The organism is uncultured Alistipes sp. (genome assembly GCF_963931675.1).
Taxonomy (GTDB): domain Bacteria; phylum Bacteroidota; class Bacteroidia; order Bacteroidales; family Rikenellaceae; genus Alistipes.
On record NZ_OZ007039.1, the window covers coordinates 1,802,247 to 1,826,530 of the forward strand.

19 protein-coding genes are annotated in these 24,284 nt (G+C 51.1%); 13 read left to right on the plus strand and 6 right to left on the minus strand.

Annotation, left to right across the window (positions count from 1 at the left end; genetic code table 11):
• Positions 1-81 precede the first annotated feature (81 nt).
• The 7 genes from ABGT65_RS07655 to ABGT65_RS07685 all read left to right on the plus strand — a co-directional run bounded on the left by ABGT65_RS07655 (position 82) and on the right by ABGT65_RS07685 (position 8,183).
• Complete coding sequence (locus ABGT65_RS07655) at positions 82-666, plus strand: flavin reductase family protein (protein ID WP_346701060.1); 585 nt, start codon at positions 82-84, stop codon at positions 664-666.
• 242 nt (positions 667-908) lie between these two features.
• Positions 909-2,210 carry an SPFH domain-containing protein gene (locus tag ABGT65_RS07660; protein WP_346701062.1) on the plus strand — a complete coding sequence of 434 codons (1,302 nt, stop codon included), beginning with the start codon at positions 909-911 and terminating at the stop codon, positions 2,208-2,210.
• A gap of 20 nt (positions 2,211-2,230) precedes the next feature.
• Positions 2,231-2,935 carry a hypothetical protein gene (locus ABGT65_RS07665; RefSeq protein ID WP_346701063.1) on the plus strand — a complete coding sequence of 235 codons (705 nt, stop codon included), beginning with the start codon at positions 2,231-2,233 and terminating at the stop codon, positions 2,933-2,935.
• 15 nt (positions 2,936-2,950) lie between these two features.
• Positions 2,951-5,248, plus strand: coding sequence for a hypothetical protein (locus ABGT65_RS07670; RefSeq protein ID WP_346701065.1), 2,298 nt, complete (start codon positions 2,951-2,953; stop codon positions 5,246-5,248).
• Positions 5,249-5,260: 12 nt separating this feature from the next.
• Positions 5,261-6,184, plus strand: coding sequence for a hypothetical protein (locus tag ABGT65_RS07675; RefSeq protein ID WP_346701067.1), 924 nt, complete (start codon positions 5,261-5,263; stop codon positions 6,182-6,184).
• 2 nt (positions 6,185-6,186) lie between these two features.
• Complete coding sequence (locus tag ABGT65_RS07680; protein ID WP_346701069.1) at positions 6,187-7,209, plus strand: hypothetical protein; 1,023 nt, start codon at positions 6,187-6,189, stop codon at positions 7,207-7,209.
• Between the two features lie 2 nt (positions 7,210-7,211).
• Positions 7,212-8,183 carry a hypothetical protein gene (locus ABGT65_RS07685; RefSeq protein ID WP_346701071.1) on the plus strand — a complete coding sequence of 324 codons (972 nt, stop codon included), beginning with the start codon at positions 7,212-7,214 and terminating at the stop codon, positions 8,181-8,183.
• Positions 8,184-8,299: 116 nt separating this feature from the next.
• Here the strand turns inward: ABGT65_RS07685 and ABGT65_RS07690 are convergent, their stop codons facing one another.
• Positions 8,300-8,719 (minus strand): GDSL-type esterase/lipase family protein, encoded by a 420-nt coding sequence (locus ABGT65_RS07690; protein ID WP_346701072.1) that lies wholly within the window; start codon positions 8,717-8,719, stop codon positions 8,300-8,302.
• A gap of 557 nt (positions 8,720-9,276) precedes the next feature.
• Here ABGT65_RS07690 and ABGT65_RS07695 point away from each other — a divergent pair.
• Positions 9,277-10,401, plus strand: coding sequence for an ATP-binding protein (locus tag ABGT65_RS07695; RefSeq protein WP_346701074.1), 1,125 nt, complete (start codon positions 9,277-9,279; stop codon positions 10,399-10,401).
• Positions 10,402-10,413: 12 nt separating this feature from the next.
• Positions 10,414-11,022 carry a hypothetical protein gene (locus ABGT65_RS07700; RefSeq protein WP_346701076.1) on the plus strand — a complete coding sequence of 203 codons (609 nt, stop codon included), beginning with the start codon at positions 10,414-10,416 and terminating at the stop codon, positions 11,020-11,022.
• 694 nt (positions 11,023-11,716) lie between these two features.
• On the opposite strand, the gene ABGT65_RS07705 is transcribed toward ABGT65_RS07700, so the two are convergent.
• Positions 11,717-12,172 (minus strand): hypothetical protein, encoded by a 456-nt coding sequence (locus tag ABGT65_RS07705; protein WP_346701078.1) that lies wholly within the window; start codon positions 12,170-12,172, stop codon positions 11,717-11,719.
• A gap of 195 nt (positions 12,173-12,367) precedes the next feature.
• On the opposite strand from ABGT65_RS07705, the gene ABGT65_RS07710 reads away from it, so the two are divergent.
• From ABGT65_RS07710 to ABGT65_RS07725, 4 genes are all read left to right on the plus strand, one after another.
• Entirely contained in the window at positions 12,368-12,937 is a 570-nt protein-coding gene (locus tag ABGT65_RS07710) for a 6-carboxytetrahydropterin synthase (RefSeq protein WP_087310883.1), read from the plus strand.
• Positions 12,938-13,137: 200 nt separating this feature from the next.
• Positions 13,138-13,455: a helix-turn-helix transcriptional regulator gene (locus tag ABGT65_RS07715; RefSeq protein WP_346701080.1), complete on the plus strand. Its 318-nt coding sequence runs from the start codon at positions 13,138-13,140 to the stop codon at positions 13,453-13,455.
• Entirely contained in the window at positions 13,448-14,533 is a 1,086-nt protein-coding gene (locus ABGT65_RS07720) for a type II toxin-antitoxin system HipA family toxin (protein ID WP_346701082.1), read from the plus strand. Before ABGT65_RS07715 ends, ABGT65_RS07720 begins: the two co-directional genes overlap by 8 nt.
• A gap of 91 nt (positions 14,534-14,624) precedes the next feature.
• On the plus strand, positions 14,625-15,404 hold the full coding sequence (locus ABGT65_RS07725) for a UPF0489 family protein (RefSeq protein ID WP_346701083.1): 780 nt from the start codon (positions 14,625-14,627) through the stop codon (positions 15,402-15,404).
• An 87-nt stretch (positions 15,405-15,491) separates the two neighbouring features.
• Here ABGT65_RS07725 and ABGT65_RS07730 read toward each other — a convergent pair whose 3' ends face one another.
• From ABGT65_RS07730 to ABGT65_RS07745, 4 genes are all read right to left on the minus strand, one after another.
• Positions 15,492-18,449, minus strand: a complete 2,958-nt coding sequence (locus tag ABGT65_RS07730) for a helicase (protein WP_346701085.1) — start codon at positions 18,447-18,449, stop codon at positions 15,492-15,494.
• On the minus strand, positions 18,446-20,230 hold the full coding sequence (locus ABGT65_RS07735; protein WP_346701086.1) for a phospholipase D family protein: 1,785 nt from the start codon (positions 20,228-20,230) through the stop codon (positions 18,446-18,448). Before ABGT65_RS07735 ends, ABGT65_RS07730 begins: the two co-directional genes overlap by 4 nt.
• The gene (locus ABGT65_RS07740) at positions 20,223-21,401 is read right to left on the minus strand and encodes a DUF6361 family protein (protein ID WP_346701088.1); all 1,179 of its coding nucleotides are present in this window, start codon (positions 21,399-21,401) and stop codon (positions 20,223-20,225) included. The genes ABGT65_RS07735 and ABGT65_RS07740 overlap by 8 nt, the downstream gene beginning before the upstream one ends.
• A gap of 136 nt (positions 21,402-21,537) precedes the next feature.
• Positions 21,538-24,282: an AAA domain-containing protein gene (locus ABGT65_RS07745; RefSeq protein WP_346701090.1), complete on the minus strand. Its 2,745-nt coding sequence runs from the start codon at positions 24,280-24,282 to the stop codon at positions 21,538-21,540.
• Between the last annotated feature and the right edge of the window lie 2 nt (positions 24,283-24,284).

Here is a 24,284-nt window from a genome sequence, read left to right on the forward strand (position 1 = left end):
GTTCGGCCATGCCGGGCTGCAGCCTGTATGCTGTAAAGATAGCGAAAAACTCCTATCTTTGTATGCAAAGAAGCCGAAGTTATGAAACAGCGATGGAAACCCGGCACGGTGCTTTACCCGTTGCCGGCGGTATTGGTGAGTTGCGGGGCGACGCCCGAGGAGTACAACCTGCTGACCGTGGCGTGGACTGGGACGGTCTGCACGAACCCTCCGATGTGCTCGATCTCGGTGCGGCCCGAACGCCACTCCTACGGGATCATCCGCCGCACGGGAGAGTTCGTGATCAACCTGACGACGCGGCGGCTGGCCCGGGCGACGGACTGGTGCGGGGTGCGTTCGGGACGCGACTGGGACAAGTTCCGCGAAATGGGCCTGACGCCCGTGGCCTCGGAGGCGGTTGCGGCGCCGCTCCTTGCCGAGTCGCCCGTGAATATCGAGTGCCGGGTCCGCCAGGTGGTGCCGCTCGGGAGCCACGATCTCTTCATCGCCGAGGTGGTCGGGGTGCAGGTCGACGAGGCGCTGATCGATCCGGCAACGGGCCGTTTCTGCCTGGAGCGGGCCGATCCGATCGTCTACTCCCACGGGGAGTATTTCGTCCTGGGCGAAGCGCTGGGGCACTTCGGCTGGTCGGTGCGGAAGCGGAAGAAGGGGGCGAAGCATCGCTGATCCGTGCTGAATCCGCCCTGTTTCGCCGCAATCCGAGGGGTGCTGCCGGAAGTTTTGGCGGGGCGCCGTTCGAGGGAACGGCACCCCGTTCTTTTTTGGCCGGAGGGGATTCGGACAGGGGCAGGACGGGAACAGGACGCATAAAATCACGAATAGGCGTAAATATTTGCCTTTCAGGTTTGTTAATCCGTGAATTTTTGCTATATTTGACCAATTGTGAACCTTAACTCATCTCTCCGCATATGGCAATCATTGATCTTGTACGATGGGCGCCTCAGGACGGCGAAACGATTTTCGCCTGGCGTTTCCCGCATACGAATCTGAGTACCTACACGCAGTTGATCGTCCAGGAGTCTCAGGAGGCGGTCCTCTTCTCCAAGGGGCAGATCATGGGTAAGTTCGGGCCCGGAAAGCACACGCTCAACACGGAAAACCTGCCCGTTCTGCGTTCGCTGTTCGGCATCCCGTTCGGCGGTCGGAATCCGTTTACGGCCGAAGTGTGGTTCGTCAACCGGATCCAGACCTTCAGCATCGACTGGTCCATCGACCGGATGACGATCCACGACGCGGACTATAACACGCAGCTGCCGCTGACGGCCTCCGGACAGTACGGCCTGGTGGTCTCCGATGCCGAGAAGTTCCTCGTGAAGATCGTCGGCACCCGGAGCGAATTCACGCAGGACGACCTCACGGAGCAGTTTACGGGCGAATTCTCGACCAAAACCAAGTCGACCATCCTGCAGTACATGCTGAAACACCGGGTGGGATTCAAGCAGATCTCGGCCTACCTGGACATGATCTCCGAGTACCTGAAGAGTGCCATGAACCCCTTCTGGGAGGATCTGGGGCTACAGCTGACGAAGTTCTACGTGAGCACGATCGAGATCGACGACTCCACGCCCGACGGACGGCGCGTGAAGGAGGCGATTGCGCAGCAGGCGGCCATGTCCATTACGGGCCACACCTGGCAGCAGGAGCAGATGTTCGATACGGCGAAGTCGGCGATCGGCGGCCTGGGCGACAATTCGGGCGGACTGCTGGGCGGGCTGCTGGCCGTGAACATGATGGGCGGCCTGGGCGGCGGGAATGCCGCCGGGGTGATGCAGCCGCAATACAACCAGCCGACCTTCGGAGGTCCGGTCGCTGCGGCTCCGGGCCCCGGCGCTTCGGGAGGCACGGGCGCCCCGACGGGCGGTGCGGCGCCGGGCGGTGAACAGCAGGTGAAGATGGTCTACTGCTCGAACTGCGCGAAGAAATTCCCGAGCAACATGCGCTTCTGCCCCCATTGCGGCGATCCCTACAATCCCTGCCCGCACTGCGGGACGGATAACGACCAGAACGCCAAACGGTGCGTAAGCTGCGGCGCCTACCTGCAGACCGGGGCGGGCGTCTGCCCGAACTGCAACGCGCCGCTTGCTCCCGGCAGCTCCTTCTGCGGGCACTGCGGCTATCAGGTTGTCACCTCGGGGGATGTCTGCAGCCGCTGCGGGGCTCCGCTTCCGCCTTCGGTGAAGTTCTGCCCCCGCTGCGGGAACAAACGTTGAACCTCAGAAAATCCCGAACCATGCAAAAAACACTCTCCTGGATCGCCCTGGTGGGCGGTGAAATCGTCATTTTCGTCGCATTCCGCCTGTGGGGCGGGGGGCTCCTGCCCGAAATCCGCACCTTGAACACAGCCGTCTCGATGATCGTGCTGGCGCTGTTTTTCGTCGACATCCTGATCCCGTGGGTCGACTGGAACGGCCGCAGCGGGAAACGCCTCGGAGCACTCGGCCTGCGGTGGGTCGCTACGGGCCTTTACGCCGTGGCGGCCGTCGCCGTCATGCTGCTGTGCAATGTGGCTTTCCAGACACTTTTCTCGACGCAACTGCTGATCCACTGCATCCTGCTGCTGGGGCTGGTGCTCGGCTTCTCGGCGGTCGTCGGGGCTTCGGCCAAGGTGGGGGCGGTCCATGCCCGGGAAGAGCAGCTGCGCTCCGGGCTCGACGACCTGAAACAGCGCGTCCGGCAGTTGCAGCGTGTCGCCGCAGGTATTCCCGATCTCCCGGCTGCCGATCGGAGCCGGATCGACGCTCTGGCGGGTGAGCTTCGTTTCGTGGCGCCCTGCCGCACGGCGGAGGCCGCAGCACTCGAGAAGGAGTTCGGCGAAGCGCTCCAAACCCTCGAATTCGCACTCCCGGCCCACGCCATGAACCGCGGGGCGGTCGAATCGGCGCTGGCCCGGGCTGAACGCCTCTGCGCGGAACGAAAAACGCTCTACACCAACTAACCCAACCTAATAACCATGAAAGGAAAAATTTTCCCTGAATCTACGAATAGTTATCAGGATCAGGCCAAGATCCTGTTCAACTATTATCAGCAGGCTGCTGAAAAGATTGTCGCGGAGGAGGAGCGCATCGAGAAGGAGATTGCGGTCCTGGAGGAGGAGAAGGTCCAGCTCGGAAAGGAGATCGGCGGACTGTGGTGGTGGTTTTTGACGATCATTTTGTTCTTTGTCTATTTCATCAAGAAGAACGGTCTGCAGAAGCGGATTACGGAGATCGATAGCCGGATCGCCGGGTTCCGGCGGCAGCACGCCGAAATCTTCCGGGATTACAAGGTGACCAAACTCGGCGTGGTCTACGTTCCGGTTGCGGACCAGATCAAGTACGAGGACCGGAGTTTCATCGTCGACTATACGGGCAAGGTCCCCGAATCGGAGGTTACGCTGCAGCTGTCGCGCCGGAACGACCTGCTGATCGAGACCATCGGGCGTCTCGAAAAGCTTTCGGACGAGGCGCCGATCGTCGAGGGTTCGCAGGAGATCGAGACCGTCGGGACGGAGGACTATTCGACCTCGATCCAGCAGATCAACCAGCACGACTACCTGGGGAACCTGGAGCGTTCGCTGCGGACGATCTCCTACTGCATGGACGACCTCGACACGACGTCGGTGTCGCTGCCGCTGGTTGCCGACCAGAGCGACTACCTGCAGTTCCTCAATGAATATGCCACGCGGGAGTTGCCCGAACGTGCGGCCGTGATCCCGGTCTTCGACAAGGCACGCTACACCGAGAGCATCGAGAAGTTCCAGGAACTGAACCGCCTCAAGGATTCGCTGTCGACCAAGACCCAGCAGTTCGAGGATGTGCTCAAGTCGCTCATGTCCACGATCGCCAACTCGGTGCAGGCGATTTCGGCCCTGAAGGTGGCCTCGGTGGACAAGGTGGTCCTGGAGTCGAACAAGATCCTCTATCAGATCCTGAAGGCGCCTTACAACCACTACTCGCCGATGCTGGAGTTCGAGGAGATCGAGCGCATCCGCAACGAGCAGTTCGATTACAGCGAGGATGTGCAGAGCTACGTACCGTTCAAGTTGCGGCAGAGCTCGCGGGTGCGTTTCAACCTGGTGACGGGGCTCTGGACATCGGAGGACGGAAATACGACCAACATGCCTTTCGGCGTGCACCAGCTCTATGAGGAGATCGTGGCGCCGGTGGTCCAGAACCTGATGACGGAGAACCGGATCGAGCGCCTGAAGATCTACAACCACATCAAGGACCAGAAGATCGACTACCTGAACAAGTGGCATCAGGATACCGACGCCTTCTACCGGGCCAACCGGGCCGAGAGTGCCGACATCATCAACCTGATGCAGGAGAGCCTTCGCGAGTACGTGGCGGCCTACAATACGCTGATCTCCCTGCAGCGGACCGAGGACAGCATGGTGCAGTCGAACGGCGAGCTGGATTCCACGGTGGTGGATGTGGTCGACAATACGGCAGAGACCCTCGCGGCCTTCGAGCTGCAGTCGCAGGAGTTCCAGAAGACGCAGGCCAACTTCGAGGAGTACATGGAGCGCCTGAAGGAGGACATCGATCTGAAAGCCGAGAAGTTCGGCTATATCGAGTATTACGATGCGAAACTGCGCGACGGTTATTCGCACGAGGCGGCCGTTGCGTCGAACGAAATCCATGCCCTGGACGAGCGGCGCAAGTCGCTGGCTACGGTGAACCCGCTCTTCGCCAAGACCACGGAACTGCCTCCCCAGCCCAATGTCGAGGCCATCACGTTCGAACACATCTCGCTGAACCTGCCGGTGATCGCCAAGGCGGCGCTGGAGGATCTCGGTGCCGGGCCGGAGGAGTCTGAAGATCCGGACGACGGGGCAACTCCGGGGGATCCGGACGCAGCCGCGCTTTCGGAATCGGGTCCCGCCGGAGCGGATGAAGAGGCTGATGAGGAGGTGGAGATTGACGGTGACGACGAGGAGGATGACGACGAGGGGGATGACGGCGAAGGAGACGAGGAGGACGAAGGAAACGAGGAGGATGAGGACGAAGATGACGAGGAGGATGAGGACGAAGACGATGAGGAAGATGAGGAAGATGAGGAGGATGAGGAGGATGAGGAGGATGACGAGGATGACGAGGATGACGAGGATGAGGATCCGTTGACACGTGAGGATTTGGAGGCGATGAGCGATGAAGAACTGATGGAAATTCTGGATTATCTCGAACTGGAGTATGCGGCGGAGCCTTTCGATCGTGAGGAGGCTATCGCGACGATCCTGGAGGTGCAGAACGAATCCGATAACGAATAAAAACGACTTCCTATGGCTTATATTGATTGTGTAGTAGATACTCAGCCGATGGCTCGGGAGATCGATTCCGTCTCCAACCATATCAAAGGCACCACGGCGGCGGTCGTGGGAATGCAGGCTGCCGTCATCAAAGCGGAGGAAGAGGCTTCGAACCATGTTTGCGAGAATGTCAACCGGGGATTCTATACGCTGATCCACTCGCAGATCTCGCAGAAAATCGCCAAACTCAAGAGTGAGGTCGATTCCCACCTGATGCAGCTGAACCAGCAGCGCAAGCAGCTGCTGGCGATCAAGAGCCGCATGGAACGGGATTACAACATGATTTCGGCACGCTACCTGAAACTCTTCAACGGCCTGAACCAGAACCTCCGGCAGCGCGTTTTCGAACTGGACAAACCGACGATTGAATTTGCGGTGAAGGATGTGGACAAGATCACGAACCGCACGAGACTTCTGCCGGGTGCGGTTCCGGTCGTGCAACTCGAATCGCTGGAGATGAGCCAGCGGATCCTGGCTTCGAACATCAAGTACCGGGGATTGTCGGTCATCAACTCGATGAAACGCTTCCTGCAGGACATGTACGCGCAGAAACGCCTTACGGATCGGATCCTCCTGCCGGAGCAGACCTCCGTGGAGCACGCTGCGCTGGCGGTTCCGGTGATCATCTGCGAATCGAACTATGACAAGCACGACAATCGCCGTCTGGACATCGTGGTGGCGCAGACGGGCCTTTCGAACGAAGCCCGGGTGCGGATCCAGAGCACGATCGGCGAGATGGCCGGATCCCTGCCGTGGAGTGCGGACGAGGCTCCGGGTGCGGAGATCTGCAGTGAGTTCAACCGCTGTCTGGCGGCTTCCGAGGCTTCGCAGCGCGTGAAGGAGATGGCGACGCGGCTGTTCATGACCCACGGTTATCAAACCGTTAAAACGCGCTGATTATGGGCTACAGACGAAGTTTTACGAAACGAATTGCCGTCCACTACTCCGGGAGCGTCTCCTATCCGGCGTCGCAGAACGGAGGCAGTGTCTCCTACAGCGGTACGGCGTATGAGGATGTGACGGTGAACATCGATGTGGCTACGGAGCCCTTTGAGCATAGCGTCGCGCGGTGCAACAACCATGTGGGGACGCTGACCGGGGCTGTCGTGGCGACGGAGGCCGCGCAGATCGCCTCGATCCGTGAGAATGCGCGGAAGGTGGGGCAGACGATCATCGACGGCTTCTTCAAGACGGTGCGTTCCGAAATCAGCCAGCAGATCTCCGAGTTGTCGAGCCGGATCAATGCCACGCTGGTGCACCTGCAGGAACTGGCCAAACGGTGTGTGGACAAGCAGCGGCAGATGGAGGTCGACTACAACCGGATTTCGACGCGTTACCTGAAGATCTTCGACGAACTGAACAGCGAACTGAAGAACCGGATCTTCGAGCTGGACCGTCCGGCCTTCGTCTTCAAGGCGGACAGCGACGAGAGCGCCGCCCGTTTCGTCGAGGGGCCGCTGGTCGGCACGGCAATCGTGTCGGGCAGCGAGGAGAGTTCGCTGCAGGCGCTGATCTCGGCGTCGCGGAGCAAGAAGCAGGCGCAGGATACGATCCATGAGATCGACCGTTTTCTGACCAAACAGAAACGCCTGGATCAGTTGCTGCACCGCTGCATCCTGCCCGAGAACCGGGAATCCGCGGTTTATATTCCGATCTGCTATTTGGAGACTTCCGGAGAGAAGGGGGTAATCGACCGCCATCTTTACCAGGCGGAGTATCTTCCGACGGTTCCGTTGGCGCGGCTGGAGAATTCGTTGTCCGCGGCGTCGTGGTCGGAGGTTCCGCAGTCGCGTGCCGAAAGCATCCGGAATTACTTCAACCGGGAGGTTTCCGGGCACTATGCCTCGACGAATCCGCACGAGACCCGGGTCAGGGAGTGCATTACCCGCCTGTTTAATATCGCAACCATAAAAAGCCTATAATCATGAAGGAACTGAAAGAGATACGTTTTAATGAAACGGACATTCTGTTGCAGGACAACCTTGTCCGGGGCTCGATCCTGCCGGAAACGGTAGCCGAACTGAACCGGAATATCATCTTCAAGGGGGATACGGTGGTCGAAGGCCCCGTCTACGGGCATCGCCTTGAGATTCAGCAGGGAAGCCTGGAGATTCAGGGTGCGGTGTTCGCGCAGTTCGAGTTGTATGTCAATTCGGAGGCCGGTGGGAACATCACGTTCAAAAAATCTGTGGGGTCGGCCAATACGATTGTTTCGCGGGCTTCCAACTGCCGGTTGGTTTTCCATTCGGACATCAATGCCAAATCGGTATCGTTGTGCAACGCCTTTGTGGCGGGCAGTGTGTATGCTGACGAGGTGGAGTTGGTGAACTGTGTGGTGATCGGAGGTGTTTTCGCCACGCAGTCGGTTGATCTCACCAACTCGATCGTGGGGACGTTCAACACGCCGTCGATCAAGGTCTCGGGCATCGTTCATCTGCTGCTGCCGAGTGCCTTCTCGGTGGAGAAGATGGTTGCGGCGGCGGGGACCCGCCTTTACAACCTGTGTCTGGCGGATCTGGGCGCTTTGTACAAGGGTTTTCCGGAGTCTGCGAATTCGGGCAAGATCGCCATCGATGTGGATGCCGACGAGGTGACGACGAAACTCTCCGACGATCAGGTCCAGAAGACGCTGCGGAGCTATACGGTGATCGGGAAGGTGCTGGCGGCGGATCTGCTGGATACGGACAAGTTCCAGAATCATTTTCTGCTGACGGCGGCGAGCCTGGGCCCGCAGTTGCTGAAGAGCTACGATCTGGGAGTCGACAAGGCGGGGAATCCGGCGACGCTTACCGTGGACCGGATCCGGGATTTCTTCTTCGACATTCTGAGCGGGAAGATTGCGATTCAGGACATGGACGGCAAGTTCAATATCTCGCAGATTGCCGGACGGGGTTGATTCCCTGCGGATGTTTCCGCCCCCCCCTCTTTCGGGTGAAGCCCTTGAAAAATGGTTGAAGAGAGGCCGGCCTTTACGAAGGCCGGCCTCTCTTTTTCGGACGGGGTAGGGAGAAATTACGATCCGGATTTTTCCGGATGCCCTTCGGTGAGCCGGTCGAGAATCTTCTGCGCCACGATGCGCTGCCCGTCGGCCGTCATGTGCACGCCGTCGGGCGCATACTCCTTGAAAAAGGGCTGAAACGGATGGTAGATGTCGATGACCTCCCATCCGTATCGGCGGGCAATGGCGGTCAGTTCGGGAATCAGCCGTCCGAGGCGTTCGTTGCCTCCGGTATATTTTGGCCCGGCCTGGGCATCGTTCATGGGCGGCGGCGTGACGAAGATACAGCGGGGGCTGGTGCGGCGCACCCATCCCGAGCGGGAGATGGTTTCGAGCAGGCGCGTGAAGTTGTCCGTAACTTCGTGCTGCCGATCGGCGAAGACGACTTTCGTATCGTTCGTGCCCAGGCATACGACGATCGCATCGCATCGCATCCTTTTTTGACGCACTATTATGTTTATATTGATTATCAATATTTACGGCTTAAAAGATGGGGATTTTAAAAATTTACTTGTTTTTTCACAAAAAATCGAAGATTTAACGATTTTTTCATCGTCTCCCTCCGCACAGAGGGGAAATAGGCAAAAACAGCCTTTAGGGGCCCCGACCGATCTCGTTTACAAGATAAGGCATGGCGGTGTTTATTTCGCCAAAATGGGCTGTAAAATCGAGGATGGATTCACGGATAGTTTCGGGGTTGTCGTCCGTCATCTTGGGTGAGCTGATGGGGTGTTTTGCTTAGCCTTTGCCCCTGAGCTCTTAAAAGTTTTGCAGCCAAAAGAAAAAATGGCGGTAGCCATTTTCCATGGCGCAGCCATCTCTTTTCTTCCCTTATTTTGACTTTACTTTAATGAACGTATATATGAATACGGGGGATAAAGTAAAGTTTCTTTTCTTTTGGCTGTAAATTATTTAGTGAATCCTTTGGCTGTTTTATATTTAATCGCGATATTTGCGTTACGATGATTATGTAATGATTGGATGGAATAAAATGAAACCGAACAATCCTTTCTTGATAACGGGCTACCACAGCCCTGAATTTTTTTGCGACCGTGAGACGGAAACATCTACGATTCTTGATGCGCTCCACAATGGGCGTAATGTAACGCTGATTGCTCCCCGTCGTATGGGCAAGACCGGTCTGATCCGTCATGCCTTTTATCGTCTGAAAGAGCAGGAACCCGATATTGTCACGCTCTATATGGATATCTACTCTACGCAGTCAATGGGTGATTTCGTGCGGTTGTTTGCCAATACGGTGTTGGGGAAACTGGATACTGCACCCCAGAAAGCATTAAGCCGCATTGGACAGTTTATTCGCAGTTGTCGTCCGGTATTCACCATTGACGAACTGACCGGAGTCCCCAAAGTGACGATTGACGTGGCACCCCAAGAGGAGGAGCGTACACTGAAAGAGATATTCGATTATCTGGGATCCTCGGAGAAACGGTGTTATATTGCCATCGACGAGTTTCAGCAGATTGCCGAATACCCGGAGAAAGGGATAGAAGCTCTGTTGCGCTCCTATATCCAGTTCCTGCCTAATGTAAACTTTATCTTTGCGGGCAGCAAGCAACATTTGATGCAGGAGATGTTTACGTCGTCGAAAAGACCGTTCTATCAGAGTACGCAACTGCTGACCATCGGCCCCATTGATCGTGAGTCGTATGCCTGTTTCGCTGCTGTGCACTTTGCTGAACATGGCGTGCAGCTTCCCCATGAGGTTTTCGATGCAATTTACGATAAATTTGATGGACATACCTGGTATATCCAGTGCCTTCTCAATCGCTTGTACGGCTATAATCGGAATGTGGATACGAGGTTGGTGGCGTATGCTACGGAACAGATCGTTTCCGAACAGAGCTATTCGTATGCGGATTTGCTGAAGGCCTATTCGGCCGGTCATGTGCGCCTGTTGAAAGCTATCGCCCGCGAAGGGTGCGTCAAGGAGGTGTTGGCGGGAGATTTTATCAGCCGACATCGGCTTCGTGCGGCGAGCAGCGTAAGTGCTTCATTGAAGAAGCTGCTCGATCATGAACTGGTTTATCAGACACCTTGCGGGTATATTATTTACGACCGCTTTATGAGCGAGTGGTTGCGGCAGCAGCCGTTCTAATGACGAGATATTATGAAAGACGAAATAATCCGATTTTTAGCGCAGAACATCGTCGGCAGAATCTTATTCACCGACGATGTGGTATATAAACTTGAGAAGGGACACATGGAAGGTGTGTATAACGATAAAATGATCTTCTCCGATCTGGTGCAGACCGAAGGAGGTTTTAAGTTCAACATGACTTCCGTTACTCATGAGTTGGTATACCATCTGGATGAGAAAGGGGAAAGAACCACCATTGCCAAAGATTATACAGGAACGAGTGTGTTTTGCTATGAACTGGCCTTGAGGAAAAGTACCGGACGACTGACCGGTTACATGCACTGCATTTCAACAACGGTTCAGCATCAGACCATGGAAGCTGTTGTTTGCGGGCTATTTGATGTCTCCTTTGATGAAAAGGGGTTGAAATGGCAGGAAAATCAGTTGTTGTATAGAGATAACCCTACAAGTGCGGATAAATACAAGCCTGTTGCATTTGATGCCAAGGTCCGAATTTATCTTGACAATGGCAAGGCCGTATTCGAATACCTGCCGACGCATTGGGATGTGGATCCAGATACCTTGGAAAAAAGATTATCCAAGGACAATTATCCAGCTTATATATCAAAGGAGAGGTGAGAGGTAAGTTGATTTGTTAAACCATGTTTGAGAACGCTCTATTTTTTACGCAATAGTTCAATTTTGATTCGTTGGAATATAGTATAGCGGTTAAAGGTTCATATATGATATATTGTTTGGAATTTTATAATCAGAGTAAAAAGTCTGTTTGGAGAGAATTCTCGATAAGAATGAAGGTGCTGCTTCGTCTCAAGAAATTTGTTGGTTCTCAATAAAATCCGTAATTTCGTTCCGTCAATAGAATAAAAACAAAGCATAAAGTTTACAATGCTGCAAAGAAGAATGAACAACTGGAACACCATATCGGACCGAGGCATAAAATGTCTTGAGGTGTTACCGTATGCCCATACTTCGGGCATTGGAGCATTCTATACTTTTGGAGACATTTTCCGACGAACGTCTGATAGACCATCGGGGGTACGATGATGCTGGTATCCCGCTGAAACGATAAATGAAAACCGTCGGAGAGTCCGACGCAGAAAAGCGTTGTAACTCGTTAATTTTCTGTTTGTTACGACGTTGACCGATGCCGCAAAAAGACACACTGTAAAGAGGCGGCAAAACCTTGTTTGACGCTTCATTTCAGGTGTCCGATATTCTCGGAAAAATGTAAAACTCGGGTTCGGAGTCCGAATTTTGGAGGTTCATTTCCCGCTCCGAACCGGGGATTCATCCGGGAAGAACAAGATCTTTTTTAAGCCTTGTTTTGGTGCTTTTTCAGAACCTCCTCTCTGGATTCAAAGTGCTGTTTGCCCGACAAGGCTCGCTCCTCGGCTTTGCGCTGTCGGATGCGTCCGACCCAATCCGGTGCAATTTCAATCGAGACAATCCACACAACCTGCATGGAGCAGTACAGCAGAATTTGCATGGGAAACGAAAACTGCGTTTCGGCAGGAAACAGCCAGTTGTACGTTGCCAAAGGGACGAATGCATTGACGATTAACATCAAGGCTTCTGTTTCTCGTTGCCGGCGTGTATATCCGAGGTGTTTCCAGGCGATCAGAATGAGAAGTACGTTGACCCCGAGCAATGTCCAAACGATTGGCCACGGTTTGATAACCGCTGTTTCCGGGTGCGAGTTCATGATGAACCAAGCCGGAATAACAGGGACTAGTCCGTTTATCAGCAGCGTGAAAACCTTGAAAGCCATCGTGAAGCCTATTTGCTCTTGAATCCAAAGTTAGGAAAATATTTCGAATTCTCGCTTTGTTTATGAAAATTGATGCCAATTTTTCTGATTGGCAAATTGTTTGTCGTTTACCTATCAACCCGACGGAGGCGATCGGGAAAGTACAGGTACAGGTAACACTGAAAAAGAATGTCTAACTTAAAACCGCAATTTGTTATGAGAAGTATCACAACATTCGATCTGCAGTATGCACACCGTTTCTACGGTTTTCAAGGAGAGGCTCAGTATCTCCACGGCCACACGGGACAGTTGACCATCGAGGTGGAGGATAGCATCGAGGCGGGCGTGAACATGGTTTACCCCTGCAACGAGATTCAGAAGGTAGCATGGGACGTGCTCCGGAATTTCGACCACGCGCTGGTTCTGCGCGAGGATGATCCGCTGCTGCCGGCCGTTCTGGACGTCTACGAGAAGCAGGGCATCCGCAACGGACACCCGCAGAACAAGATGAAGGGCCCGGCCTTCAAGACGGAGCTGGCCACGGCCTATCCCGATTGCCGTCTGGTGGTCACGAAAGAGACGCTGACGGTTGAGGGGATGATCAAGATTGTCTACGACCTGCTGAAGGATAAACTCAACATCGCCAAGATCACCTTCACGAGCGGTGTGAATGCGGCCTCGGCGGAGTTCGTGACCAAGAACGACATCGACCGCTGCCCGCTGTGCGGCGTTGCACTCAACGAGGAGGGTGTATGTCCGAAGTGCGGGTACCGCAAGAAGAAGTAACCGTCACACTCTGTGGATAGGGTAGTCGGGTTCCGATTTTTCGGGGCCCGACTTTTTTATTCTGTTGAGAACTTCCGACCGGATGCAAGGAAATCTCTCTTTGTAGTCTGTGTTTCATGGTGAATGTTGCTTAAATGGAAGATATTCTTTATATTTGTAAGGAATACTATTTTATTTGTTTTGTGGTATAAATAGCATTTATGAATAATATGATAGCGTTTGATGTCTTAAATCCAGGTGAGGTGGCCTTGCGGATTGCGGCGAGAGTCAAAGCTCGGAGATTGGAGCTGGATTTGACGCAGGAGGGTTTGGCAGTGAGAGCAGGAATCAAGTTCGCAACCTATCGCAGATTTGAGCAGACGGGGGAGATCTCGTTGAAGGGGCTGCTTCAGATAGGCTTTGCCTTGAATGCTCTTTCGGAGTTCGATGCTCTTTTTGCGCAGAGGCAATATCAATCGCTCGATGATGTCTTGAATGAGCAAAGTGTCATGCGTAAACGGGGTCGGAAAAATGAATAGCATCAAACAAATCGAAGTTCTTCTTGCGGATCGGTTGGTGGGCCGTCTGGCTCTGACCAAGGAGGGGTTGTGTGCATTTGAATATGCTCCCGATTGGCTCGGTTCGGGTTTCTCCATTTCTCCCTTTGAGTTGCCTTTGCGAAGTGGCGTCTTTATTGCCAAACCGCGTCCGTTTGAGGGAGGATTCGGAGTTTTCGATGATTGCCTGCCCGATGGGTGGGGACTCCTTATCCTGGATCGCTACCTGCAGCAAAAGGGGATCAATCCTCGCGTGCTTACTCTGTTGGATCGCCTCGCATTGGTTGGGGTGTCGGGACGTGGGGCCCTGGAGTTTCGTCCGGATCATAGTGTCGTGACGCGACAGGATTATGCCGATTTCGAGAAGTTAGCATTGGAAGCGGAGCGGATATTGGACAGCGACGAGTATAGTGGAGAAGGTATTGAGGAATTTCAAGACCGTGGTGGTTCTCCGGGTGGCGCACGTCCCAAGATCTTTGCTCGTTATGAAGGCAAAGAGTGGCTGGTAAAGTTTCGAGCCAAGAGAGATCCACAGAGTATAGGTGTGGATGAATACCGCTATTCGCTGCTTGCTAAAAAGTGCGGAATCGAAATGCCGGAAACTCGACTTTTCGAAGGCAAGTACTTCGGCGTGGAGCGTTTCGACCGAATGCCTCAAGGCAAGTTGCATGTTGTTAGCGTGGCTGGTCTTATCGGTGCCGATTATCGGTTGCCTAGTATCGACTACAAGCATATTTTTCAGGTGTGCGCCATGTTAACGCATAGTGTAGCCGAGTTGTGGAAAGTTTATCGACTGATGGTGTTCAATTATCTCATCGGTAACAAGGACGACCACGCTAAGAACTTCGCCTTTATTCATCGGGATGGCGATTGGCATTTTGCTCCGGCCTATGACCTGTTGCCCAGCGATGGCATTAATGGTTTTCGCACAACCTCAATCAATGACAGTATCGAACCGACGAAAGAGGATCTTTTGGCTGTAGCAGTAAAGATTGGGTTGAATGAGAAAGAGGCGGTCTATGAGTTTAACAGACTGCGAGAAATACTTCCTACTAAATAATAAGAATTTAAACTGTGTTAGTGAGTCGAAAGAAACTCAAGATTGTTAGATTTTTAAGATATGTGCGATTCTTATTTCATTTTTATACACAATGAAAGCTATGTGGCATATACAACGTGAAGAGTTCAAGAGATTAAAGTCCGGCTCAAGTGCGTTAAATATTCTTTATCAGGAAGGATGTACTTATGTAATGGACAATCATCTTGCGGCAGGATGGTGTTGGTATAATACCTTAGATCGTCGTAAAGAATATAATTTTTGTCATATTGATCAGCATGATGATCTCGCTAATGATAAGCATGATATTGTGAAGGACTTATTTGAAGAAACTCCAATTCCGCTTGAAAGATATATTTCCTTACATTATGAACAGCCTCCTAAAGTTGTGATGCCTCCAGTGAAAGCTATACGATGGGATAATTATATACTTCACATGAAATCAGTGTTTCCTCATTGGTTTATGAAAGAAGTTTATGCATGTCATGATTTTGTTTCAGGCGAAAGTAGCAGTGTTACAAAAACTCAGCCATACGATCGCTATTATGATTGTGATAACGGATGGCAAGAATATCCAGTTCATCCAATCAATATCAATTGTTATGATTTAAGTCGACTACTGGAAGAGCAGATTAGTAATAATAAAGGAAGATTATGGATTGTAAATCTGGATGTCGATTATTTTTTTAATAATAAGGTTCAATTATTTACAGAGACGTATATAGAATCTATATGTACCCAGATTGTTAAAGAGAAAGCTAAAATAGCTGTACTTACTATTGCTCTCAGTCCTGATTGCTGTGGCGGTTGGGAGAATGCCATTAGAGTATATAATTATATAGCAGAACGACTTTTTCTTGAAATGCGGTTATAATGTGGTGGACAATTAATGGTCTTTTCCTCCAAAATAGTTTAGATTTTATTGGGCTAAATGAAATTTATTGGTTTTGAAAGTCTTATTTCATGATTCACGCTCTTTATGATATGGACACAAATCAATAGTTAACTCTTTGAGCTGTTCATCCGAAAGGTGCATATCTTTCAAAAGGTTCAACAATTCTTCCTGACGTGGCTGTCCCAATGTCATACGATACAATGCAAGTACTTTGATCAGGCGATCGTATTTATATCGATCACGGCTGAGAGGGTAAAGCGGAACAATACGTTCAATGTATTCCAATTTAGCCCGTTGTTCTTCTGTTAGTTCTGCGACAGGAAGGCACCAATAAGGAACGATATCCGAATGCGTACCTTTCAAATCTTTGTAAGCCATAGAGAATAAATCATCCCAAGTATGATACACTGCATTGCCATATAATTTTACCACATTTCTGCGTATAGCCAGGCATTTATAGCGGTTAATACGGCCTTCGCGTTGCTCCAAATCAACCGGATTCGAAGGTAAATTCCAGTGAACAATCTTTCTGGCATACCAATGAAAATCAAGACCTTCCTGTCCAATCGAAGTGGTAGAAAGCAAGAATGGCCGGAAGGGAGAGTTGAATGCCTTACGGATATTGCTGGTACGTGCGACTGATTTGTCTGTGACTGTTTTATCAATGAACGGAATTGCAAAATGGCAACGCATAAGTTGCTTTTTCTTATCCGTACCCAAAGAATCGGTTGTGTCTATACTAAGATTGCTCGTACCGATAATGGCATCCGAGATAACATGTCCGAGTTCCTTTTTTTGTGCCATGTGTGCATATTCATCGAGAACAGCTTGCAGGTTGCCTATCACACAGTAATCAAGTACAGATTCGTAATAATCATCATCATTTTTCTTGTTGTACATCAGATCTATCACAACTGCACTTTCGGGCTTGTTGAACACTGAGACGATTGCTTTGGCTACCATCTTGGCATCTTCTTCATTGCCTGATTGTCGATAGGCACATACTGCAGGTGAGGCTATAGCGATATCTGTCATCACATCCAATGCATTCGAAGGTACATACAAGCCAATCAAGTCTTCTACTGGTTCGTCATCCAGTATTCTCATGAGGGAAAGAATAAGTTGGGCGTTGTTTCGTCCTTGTTGTGGAAGGGTATGTATGAGCGTATTCTGGGCAAATTTTTCTTGAATTCGCTGTTTTATGATTCTCCGGATTGAAGAAAGTTTTTCTCCATAGAATTCCGCAGGAGAGAAAAGACTCGCTAAAGTTCGGCAAGGGTACTCTAATAGCCCACCTGTTCTTAAACGGCCTTCACCGTAACGATTCTTCTTTTTTGAAGCATAGCCTATCTTCGGCTCGGTTAACTCTCCAAAAGTATATAAATCAGAATAATATGACATCATTATGGAAATCATTCTCGGCACCATTTCCCATGATGAGAACAGGATAACTTTAGAGAAACTGCGAGCCTCGTTACTCTCAAATACACCTTCGGCCGTATAGTAAGGATTGGACGCGGGAACCCAAAGCAGCAGATGTGTTTTCTTTTCATGGCGAACTCCAAATACCAAGTCGTGAAGATACTTTAATTTGCCACTGGCAAAAGGAATTGAACGATATTTGTTGATTGCATCTCTTGAGAGGAGTAATGCTTTCATTTTACCGGGTTTCTTTACCTCTAAATGATGCAATGCTGAAACTATTTGCTTCTTCAGTTCATACTTGTCCATAAAGGACAGTAAATAAGGCGAAGATTTGACATACTCCATGGGAAGATTACCCAAGTGTATTTTTTTATTTTCATGGCTTAGACAATCCATAAGATGCTGGCATTCTGCAAACGAAAGAATATCTTCCGGCAAGACCTGTACATCGCATACTTGAGAATCGTTTATAATGCCACTATTAAATCGTTCCGTGCGGCACATCACTCCATATAGAGCTTCTTCCGCCTCGTTTTTGGCGGAGACGAGAGGTGTCAGATCAACTACATCAGTACGCTTCAGTGCGGCAGAATATGTATGCCATATCAACTTAAATCGGTCGGTTTTATCTTTTGTGGCATATAGAAAGTCCATTACTTTCATAAAGTCCTGATAGTGCTCGTCATTTCCATCCGTATTCAACTCTTCAAGGGTAGAATATGGCTTGTAGGGCGTAGCGGAAAGCAACAGAATCTTGGTATTGGATCGCTTGTTATCGAAAAATTTGTTGGCCAGCATGGATTGCTCATCATCACTTTGTTCGAGCAGAGAGTTGAAGCGTTGGAACTCATCCATGATAACCAGATCCGGATCGAGCATGTCTATACTGATCCCGGCAAAAATACGACGCAGTTTGTTAATCAGATCTGCTCGTTGCCGATTGTCGCAACCATTCTGAGCATATTCAATCAGTTGATTGATAATCGTATCTGACAGGCTTGTCTGCAACTTGCCATACATCTCGCAAAGATAGTCTTTGCCACATTCTTTGATTTTACCGTTATAGATGATAGTAAGTTCATGCCAGTTTTTTACATTGCAACTAAGAAGATTGCTGATGACTTTTTTATGATCTTTAAATTGAGGGAGCCCGCATAATAAATCATACATCAAGGCCCGTTCATTGGCTGTTCCTTGTGCACTGTAAAAACGGAAGGAGGTTGATGGTGTCAGTGGAATGATCGATTCTGGCATTTCCCCTTTCTCGCGTTGTTCTGCAATCCTTTTTTCTGTCAGTTTGATATAAAGATGCTGCATTGACAGACGGCTCTCACTGATACTCATCCGATTGTCAACTCCCAATTTCTCAATGTTCTGGTCGGCTATATTAGCATTAGAACAAATATAGACAACCTTAAAGAAATCATCTTGTTCCTGCTTGTGCCATTCTCGAATCAAATTAATAACTTGTTTGGCCACATACGTCTTACCTAATCCTACCTCATCGGCAAGTAATACCCGACGGTGCCCTAAGTTTTTATAGATATGTAGAATGCGCTCTGCTGTGGCACATTGAAAATCTTTGATTTCCTGGCTCATAAGCGTTTGATTCTTTTAAGAACATTTTCAAATGTGCTGTACATCTCCACGAAATGGTCTGGAATAACAGACTCGTCCGCTTTTTCTACGATTTGTCGGATAGATGCGATGCGGTCTGGATCTTTATATGCCATTTTTACCATGTCTTCATATAGAGAGGTGCTGATTTGCTGTTCCAAAGCAGAAGTTTTGTCATCGGCCAACTCTTTATCCAACTGTTGACTTTCCAATATATACTGTTCCACATCTTCTGTCAGCATGAAAGCCAGATAGTTGATGAACTTCCCTTTTGTATTGATGAAAGAACGGAATATGGCTTTGTCACGCTCGTCGGTTGGCATTCCTTCCGTCTTTATCTTTATCACTCGGTGTAAATCTCCAGTTCGTATTGAGTAAAACTCTGTCAGTGAATCCAGTGGTATGTCTTCAAATATCAGATCGTCAGTCAACTCTTGTTCTTTGCCATTACATCCTAAAGGATAAAGGAAAACAGATTCCGAAGGGAGCTTGTTTGGCAGGCATTGGATTGTAATGGTATAGCTGCCGTTATTTGATCTGATTTGTGCCTTTTGAATCGCTGCAATCGCACGACGCAATATCAGTTCGTCGGTGACATTCTTTTTACCACCGTCTTCCTTAGGTACCGAAATAACCTGCTCGAACATGCACTCTTTACTGTCGTTAATCAGTTCACTCCGGTATTTTTCATACGAGGTCTTATATGGGGCAAACTTCAGGTGCAGTAAAAATTCCACATTCCGTCCGAATCCGTTCATGGTAGCATTGGTAGAACCGAGATACAAATGGTTATAGTAAAGACGGTCTTCATGTCTTCGTATGAAATAAACTTTCTCGTGCAAATCGACAGCTACATCTTTTTCTACTTTATCGGTCAGTACCTCCTTGGGTGTGTACACTCCGTCATTAAACAAATTTATGATCTCTTGTGTAACAGAAGCATGTCTTGTGATGAGTGTCTTTCTGGCTCCGTGGCTGCAACTGACCATCTGATTCAGGATATGTGTGTCTACGAATGGAGAGATAACCAGCATCTCTGTTGCATGCTTCAACATACTCTGTTCAAGGCATTCTGCATGTCCATCATATCCAGGTATTCCCATGGGGAAAAACTCGTAATCTTCAAAGGGCGAATCCGTAAGATCAAATTGTTCGATGCAGTTAATGTCTATGCAGAGCGAACGCATATTTTTTCGGATAGTACAGTTATCGGTTTTTCCGATCAACCATGTGAGAAAGTCCACAAGCGGTTTATGTTTACTTTGGGCTTTTTGAGTAGCTTGTTTCGTGCTGATCTTTCCGGAAAGTTCACATACTACGTCCAGGTCGTTAGAACTGGTTAGGTTGCGTGAAAGGACAATCAATTTGATTTGCTGCGTACCTGTATCCGGGTTTGTTTCTTTGATTATCCATACTTTGGGATGAAAATTGATGAAGTTTCCGCCTTTCGCATGGAGTGTTACCTGCACAACGCTTTGCTCAAGAAGTGAATACACTTTGGAGTTGGCCTGCGGTATTGCAATACATCCGGCGTTACAAAAAACTGCAAATTTACCTGCCGATTGATTGATAGTCTCCAGAATCAAGTGGGGAGAACGCATGGTTGCCTCCGTCAAATCTGTCATCGTACCCAGCATAAATGGTACCGACAATAAGGAAGGCATGTCCAGACTATAGGTCGTGCATACGGCATAATCAACCACAAAGCCGTCACTTTGCAATACATCCGTATAGACAATATCATTCCATAATGCTTCAGCCATTGATAGCCTCCTTTCTTAATTCGTCAACAAAGATTTTCACCGTATCCCATCGGTACGTGAGTTTATAGTAATGTATGCGGGCTTTCTTGTCGTAAACGTATGCAGGATTTCCAATTTTCCTGCGATTCCCTTTTACATTTCGTTCTCGGCTGATAATCAGTTGGTCCAGACCTCCATCTTCTTCAATATCATTGGCAGCAAGGTGTTCCGCAACTTTTTCGCAGAACCTTTTCCCGCTATCCTCCCGTATGTTTACGGCATTCAATACCTTGTCTATATCGGTCCCACTTTTCCGGTATTCTTCAAGTTTCTCCTGAAATTCAACTCGCATCTCTTCATCCTGGTATTGCGAATAGATATAGTTATAGCGAATGTGCACCATATATATAAAATCTGCAAAGCGTCGGGCAAGGTCTTGCAATTCTCCAATCTCCTGTGGCAATTGGCGGTATGGGATCTGTTCAAATCTATCGGTTATCGCAAAGTCTGGATTATCTACGATGTAACGTAATAATGTACCTTGACATGCTTTTGCATTTAGTATGTGACCCACAATGAAGTCTTTGTCCTCTACGGTCAGGTCTAAGGAGCATTTTTGAGTAAAATCATAATCCACATTCGGGAAAGAACAAAACTGGAACAGGCCTAACCTGTCATCAGCATCGTTATTGGTATCTTCGTCATCCGTCCTGACTGCCGTTGGGGCGTTGTGTAGTGCATTGGATGTTGAGTAAATAAGTTCATACAATTGCGGACTGCGCAAGATTCCAAAAGTGAGCAATCCTGTATTGTAGATGTATGCAGGATCGTATTTAACGTAGTTGTTCCCGGGTTTATTAATAACTTCGCTTCCTATAATTCCTCGTGTGTCCGTACTGCCTTCACAAAGATTCTTTGTCATGATGCGCTCCAGCCGTATAATTTCCGTTTTCACCTCTGAAATCCGGTTATATCGTTTTTCAGTAGCCTTGCGGTAGAGTTGAGGCATGAGCGAGAAATATTTAATGTGCTTCTGCAGGGTGGATATTCCGGGGAACATCCGGTCTGAAAAAGCGTCACGAATACGGCCAATGCCGAGTTCGTCGAGGGCTACAGATTCCGAGGTCATTTTCAGCACCTGCATGACCCGGGTTTGTTCTTCCCTGTTGCTATGTATATATCCTAATTTCATGAAAGAGGAGGTCGTGAGTTTTTATTGTTTCTTAGTGCTTGGTTTTGTATTGTAAGTCTGATCCTGGTAGGGTGTAGGTTTATAGGATTTTTCTGCGATAACTTTCTTGAGCGGATGGGCAAGTAGATAACTTCTGTTAATTGCGTTTCAATAGCGATTGAATCTTGGACTCTTCGTCGGTCCCCGTGGTCGAGAGGCGCAGCAGCGGTAGGCCGTAGCGGTCGAGGATGCGATCCTTCATCCGGTCGCGTTCGGATTGGCGGGTTCCTTGTTTGTGGAACTGGTAGCCGTCGGTCTCGACAGCCAGGACGGGGCGTTTGCTTACCCGGTTATAGATCAGGAAGTCGAGGTGCGTGGCGCCGTTCGAGATATAGCGGCGCTCCTCGTCGTCGAGAAGCGTCCAGTCGCGGATCAACTGTCGCAGCGGTTGATGGCAGAGGACGCTCAGATGCCGGAATGCCGGGTCCGCCTCCAACACACGCTCCAGCAGGGCATAGGTCAGATTCTCGGAGTCGAACTCCGAGATCCGTCGGTGCCGTTTGAGGAACTCCCGCCGCGCCTCGGCATAGGGTTCGTAGAGCAGGTCGAAAACCGAATGGATGGCGCTCTCCGTGATCTTGCCGCCGTTGTAGTCGATGTAGGCCAGCAGGTCGGCGATGTTGCGGCTGTCGGGCTGCTCGTTGCTCGAAGTGACGAGCGTAAATTGCCTCTTGGCCCGTGATACGGCAACGTTCAGCAGATTGGGATCATCCGTGAAGGCGGTAATCTGATCGTCGACGGTCGACAGGATGATGGCCTCCTTTTCCCGTCCCTGGAACTTGTGGACTGTGGCCACGTCAACACCTCCGCCCAGTTCGCGGTGGAGCGCATTGACCTGCTCGTTGTAGGGGGAGATAATGCCGATTTCGGCCTGCTCGCAGGGGAGTGACGGCAGCACCTCGCGCCGGATCGTCTCGATCTCGCGGGGGTTGAACGCTCCCCGCGCGTGATGACCCGGTGTGGTCCGCCACGCCGTGATGACGTCGGGTTCGCCGCGATCCTCGGTCATGATCAGCAGGCGCCCGCCGTAGAAACGCTGGTTGCAGAAGTTGATGATCTTCGGGTGGCAGCGGTAGTGTTCGCGCAGCAGCGTCTGCGGCGCTTCGGGAAAGACCCGGCAGACGGACTCCAGAAAGCTCAACGCGGCGCAGTCGTAGCGGGGGTCAATTACGTGTTTGGCGCCGATGGCCTGCATGCGGAGCCGGTCGGCATCCGTGATGACATTGGGCAGTTGCATCGAGTCGCCGACAATCACCGCATTGCGGGCGCACATCAGCGCCAGTGCCCCTGTTTCGGATGATACCTGCGAGGCTTCGTCCATGATCACGTAGTCGAACAGCGTCTCCGCCCGGAAATTCGACCGCGAGGAGAAGGTCGTGCTCAACACGACGGGGTACTCCTTGAGCAGCTCGGGGATGATGTGCTGGAAAATCGGTCGTTTGTGTCCCTTGCCATAGCGGGCGGCCAGCCGGCTGCGCAGGTAGCGCATCGAGTCGTCGCTTAGCCGGGCCACCATCGCCGGAGCATCCGACGTGGCAAGTTGCTTTTCAATCCGGTCGATCTCCGCCGTGAGCTCCTCCTGCCGAACCTGGTAGTAACTGCGCTGGAGGAGGGGGATTAACCGCTGGAGATCCTGCCGCTCCGGGTGGCGGGGAAATCCGTCGAAGAGGCGGCGGATCCGGCGTTTGAGCAAAAACCATCGGACAGCCTCTCGCCATCGGTCGAAGAGCCCGTTCGGCTGCCACTCGACAGCGGCCTGCAATTCGTTCCACAGCATCAGCAGACGGGCCGATGGCATCTGCCGACGAAGCGTGACGGAGGAATCAATCGTTGTCTCCTGCTCGAAATGGAGTTGCTCGGTTTGGAGTCCCGACAACTCCTGCCGGGCACGAGCCAGCCGCTCCTGTCGTTCGAAAACCGTTTGTAACGATTCTGCCTCGGACTGGATGGTGCGGAGAAACTCCGGAGAGTCGGTTTCGACCGAATACCACGAGTCGATCTCGGCCGGAATGGACTTCTCGATGGCCTGTGTTTCGACGAAGGCCGTCTTTCGCTCACGGCTGCCCAGCAGGGCGGTGAGAAATCCCAGCCCCTGCTTCTCCAGCTTCTCGACCACGTTTTCGATGGCCGAGTTGTTGTTCGAGACGACCAGCACGGTCTTCTCCTGCACCACAAGATTGGCCACGATGTTGAGGATCGTCTGCGTCTTGCCGGTTCCCGGAGGGCCCTGGATAATGCTGATCTGATTCCCGAAGGCTGCCTGGATGGCTCTCTGCTGGCTGGCGTTGCACCCGAAGGGGTAGATGAGCGGCGCCGCCGGGAATTGCCGGGGCGAGTCCTTGCCGGGATTCAGGTAGAGGGCTGCCGCCGAACGGTCGGAGACGAAGTCGATTTTCTGGTACTGCATCATCAGCAGTTTCTGCCCGTCGTCGGTTTTCAGAGGATTGAGTTCCGCCACGTCGCGCAGATAGGCGAAGCGATCCTGTGCGGGCGGCTCCTCCAAGCACGACCGAACCAGTTCAACCTCCGTTCCCTTGTAGTGGGCTCCGGTGCCGTTGGCGTATTCCACATACCAGAATCGCCGCGCACCTTGTTGGAAGGCGGCGATGTAGGAGAGCGGCTCTATCCGGCGGCCTTTGTGGAGCAGATGGCAATGTTGCGGATCGAATACCACGGGATCCTTCAGCCACAACACTTTGCTCGGGACATAGGAGTAGGTCTTCGGGAAATGGCAGAAATTGACTTGGCAGCGGTTGGGCCTTGAGGTGTACCAACAGCGTTCGACGGAGTCGGTTTTATCCTCTCCGTCGATGATAATCCGGTTTTCCCGAGGGTCGTACATCC

Coding starts and splice junctions, on each gene's coding strand:
- ABGT65_RS07655 (WP_346701060.1), top strand. CDS start 82: ATGAAACAGCGATGGAAACCCGGCACGGTGCTTTACCCGTTGCCGGCG.
- ABGT65_RS07660 (WP_346701062.1), top strand. CDS start 909: ATGGCAATCATTGATCTTGTACGATGGGCGCCTCAGGACGGCGAAACG.
- ABGT65_RS07665 (WP_346701063.1), top strand. CDS start 2,231: ATGCAAAAAACACTCTCCTGGATCGCCCTGGTGGGCGGTGAAATCGTC.
- ABGT65_RS07670 (WP_346701065.1), top strand. CDS start 2,951: ATGAAAGGAAAAATTTTCCCTGAATCTACGAATAGTTATCAGGATCAG.
- ABGT65_RS07675 (WP_346701067.1), top strand. CDS start 5,261: ATGGCTTATATTGATTGTGTAGTAGATACTCAGCCGATGGCTCGGGAG.
- ABGT65_RS07680 (WP_346701069.1), top strand. CDS start 6,187: ATGGGCTACAGACGAAGTTTTACGAAACGAATTGCCGTCCACTACTCC.
- ABGT65_RS07685 (WP_346701071.1), top strand. CDS start 7,212: ATGAAGGAACTGAAAGAGATACGTTTTAATGAAACGGACATTCTGTTG.
- ABGT65_RS07690 (WP_346701072.1), bottom strand. CDS start 8,719: ATGCGATGCGATGCGATCGTCGTATGCCTGGGCACGAACGATACGAAA.
- ABGT65_RS07695 (WP_346701074.1), top strand. CDS start 9,277: ATGAAACCGAACAATCCTTTCTTGATAACGGGCTACCACAGCCCTGAA.
- ABGT65_RS07700 (WP_346701076.1), top strand. CDS start 10,414: ATGAAAGACGAAATAATCCGATTTTTAGCGCAGAACATCGTCGGCAGA.
- ABGT65_RS07705 (WP_346701078.1), bottom strand. CDS start 12,172: ATGGCTTTCAAGGTTTTCACGCTGCTGATAAACGGACTAGTCCCTGTT.
- ABGT65_RS07710 (WP_087310883.1), top strand. CDS start 12,368: ATGAGAAGTATCACAACATTCGATCTGCAGTATGCACACCGTTTCTAC.
- ABGT65_RS07715 (WP_346701080.1), top strand. CDS start 13,138: ATGAATAATATGATAGCGTTTGATGTCTTAAATCCAGGTGAGGTGGCC.
- ABGT65_RS07720 (WP_346701082.1), top strand. CDS start 13,448: ATGAATAGCATCAAACAAATCGAAGTTCTTCTTGCGGATCGGTTGGTG.
- ABGT65_RS07725 (WP_346701083.1), top strand. CDS start 14,625: ATGAAAGCTATGTGGCATATACAACGTGAAGAGTTCAAGAGATTAAAG.
- ABGT65_RS07730 (WP_346701085.1), bottom strand. CDS start 18,449: ATGAGCCAGGAAATCAAAGATTTTCAATGTGCCACAGCAGAGCGCATT.
- ABGT65_RS07735 (WP_346701086.1), bottom strand. CDS start 20,230: ATGGCTGAAGCATTATGGAATGATATTGTCTATACGGATGTATTGCAA.
- ABGT65_RS07740 (WP_346701088.1), bottom strand. CDS start 21,401: ATGAAATTAGGATATATACATAGCAACAGGGAAGAACAAACCCGGGTC.
- ABGT65_RS07745 (WP_346701090.1), bottom strand. CDS start 24,282: ATGTACGACCCTCGGGAAAACCGGATTATCATCGACGGAGAGGATAAA.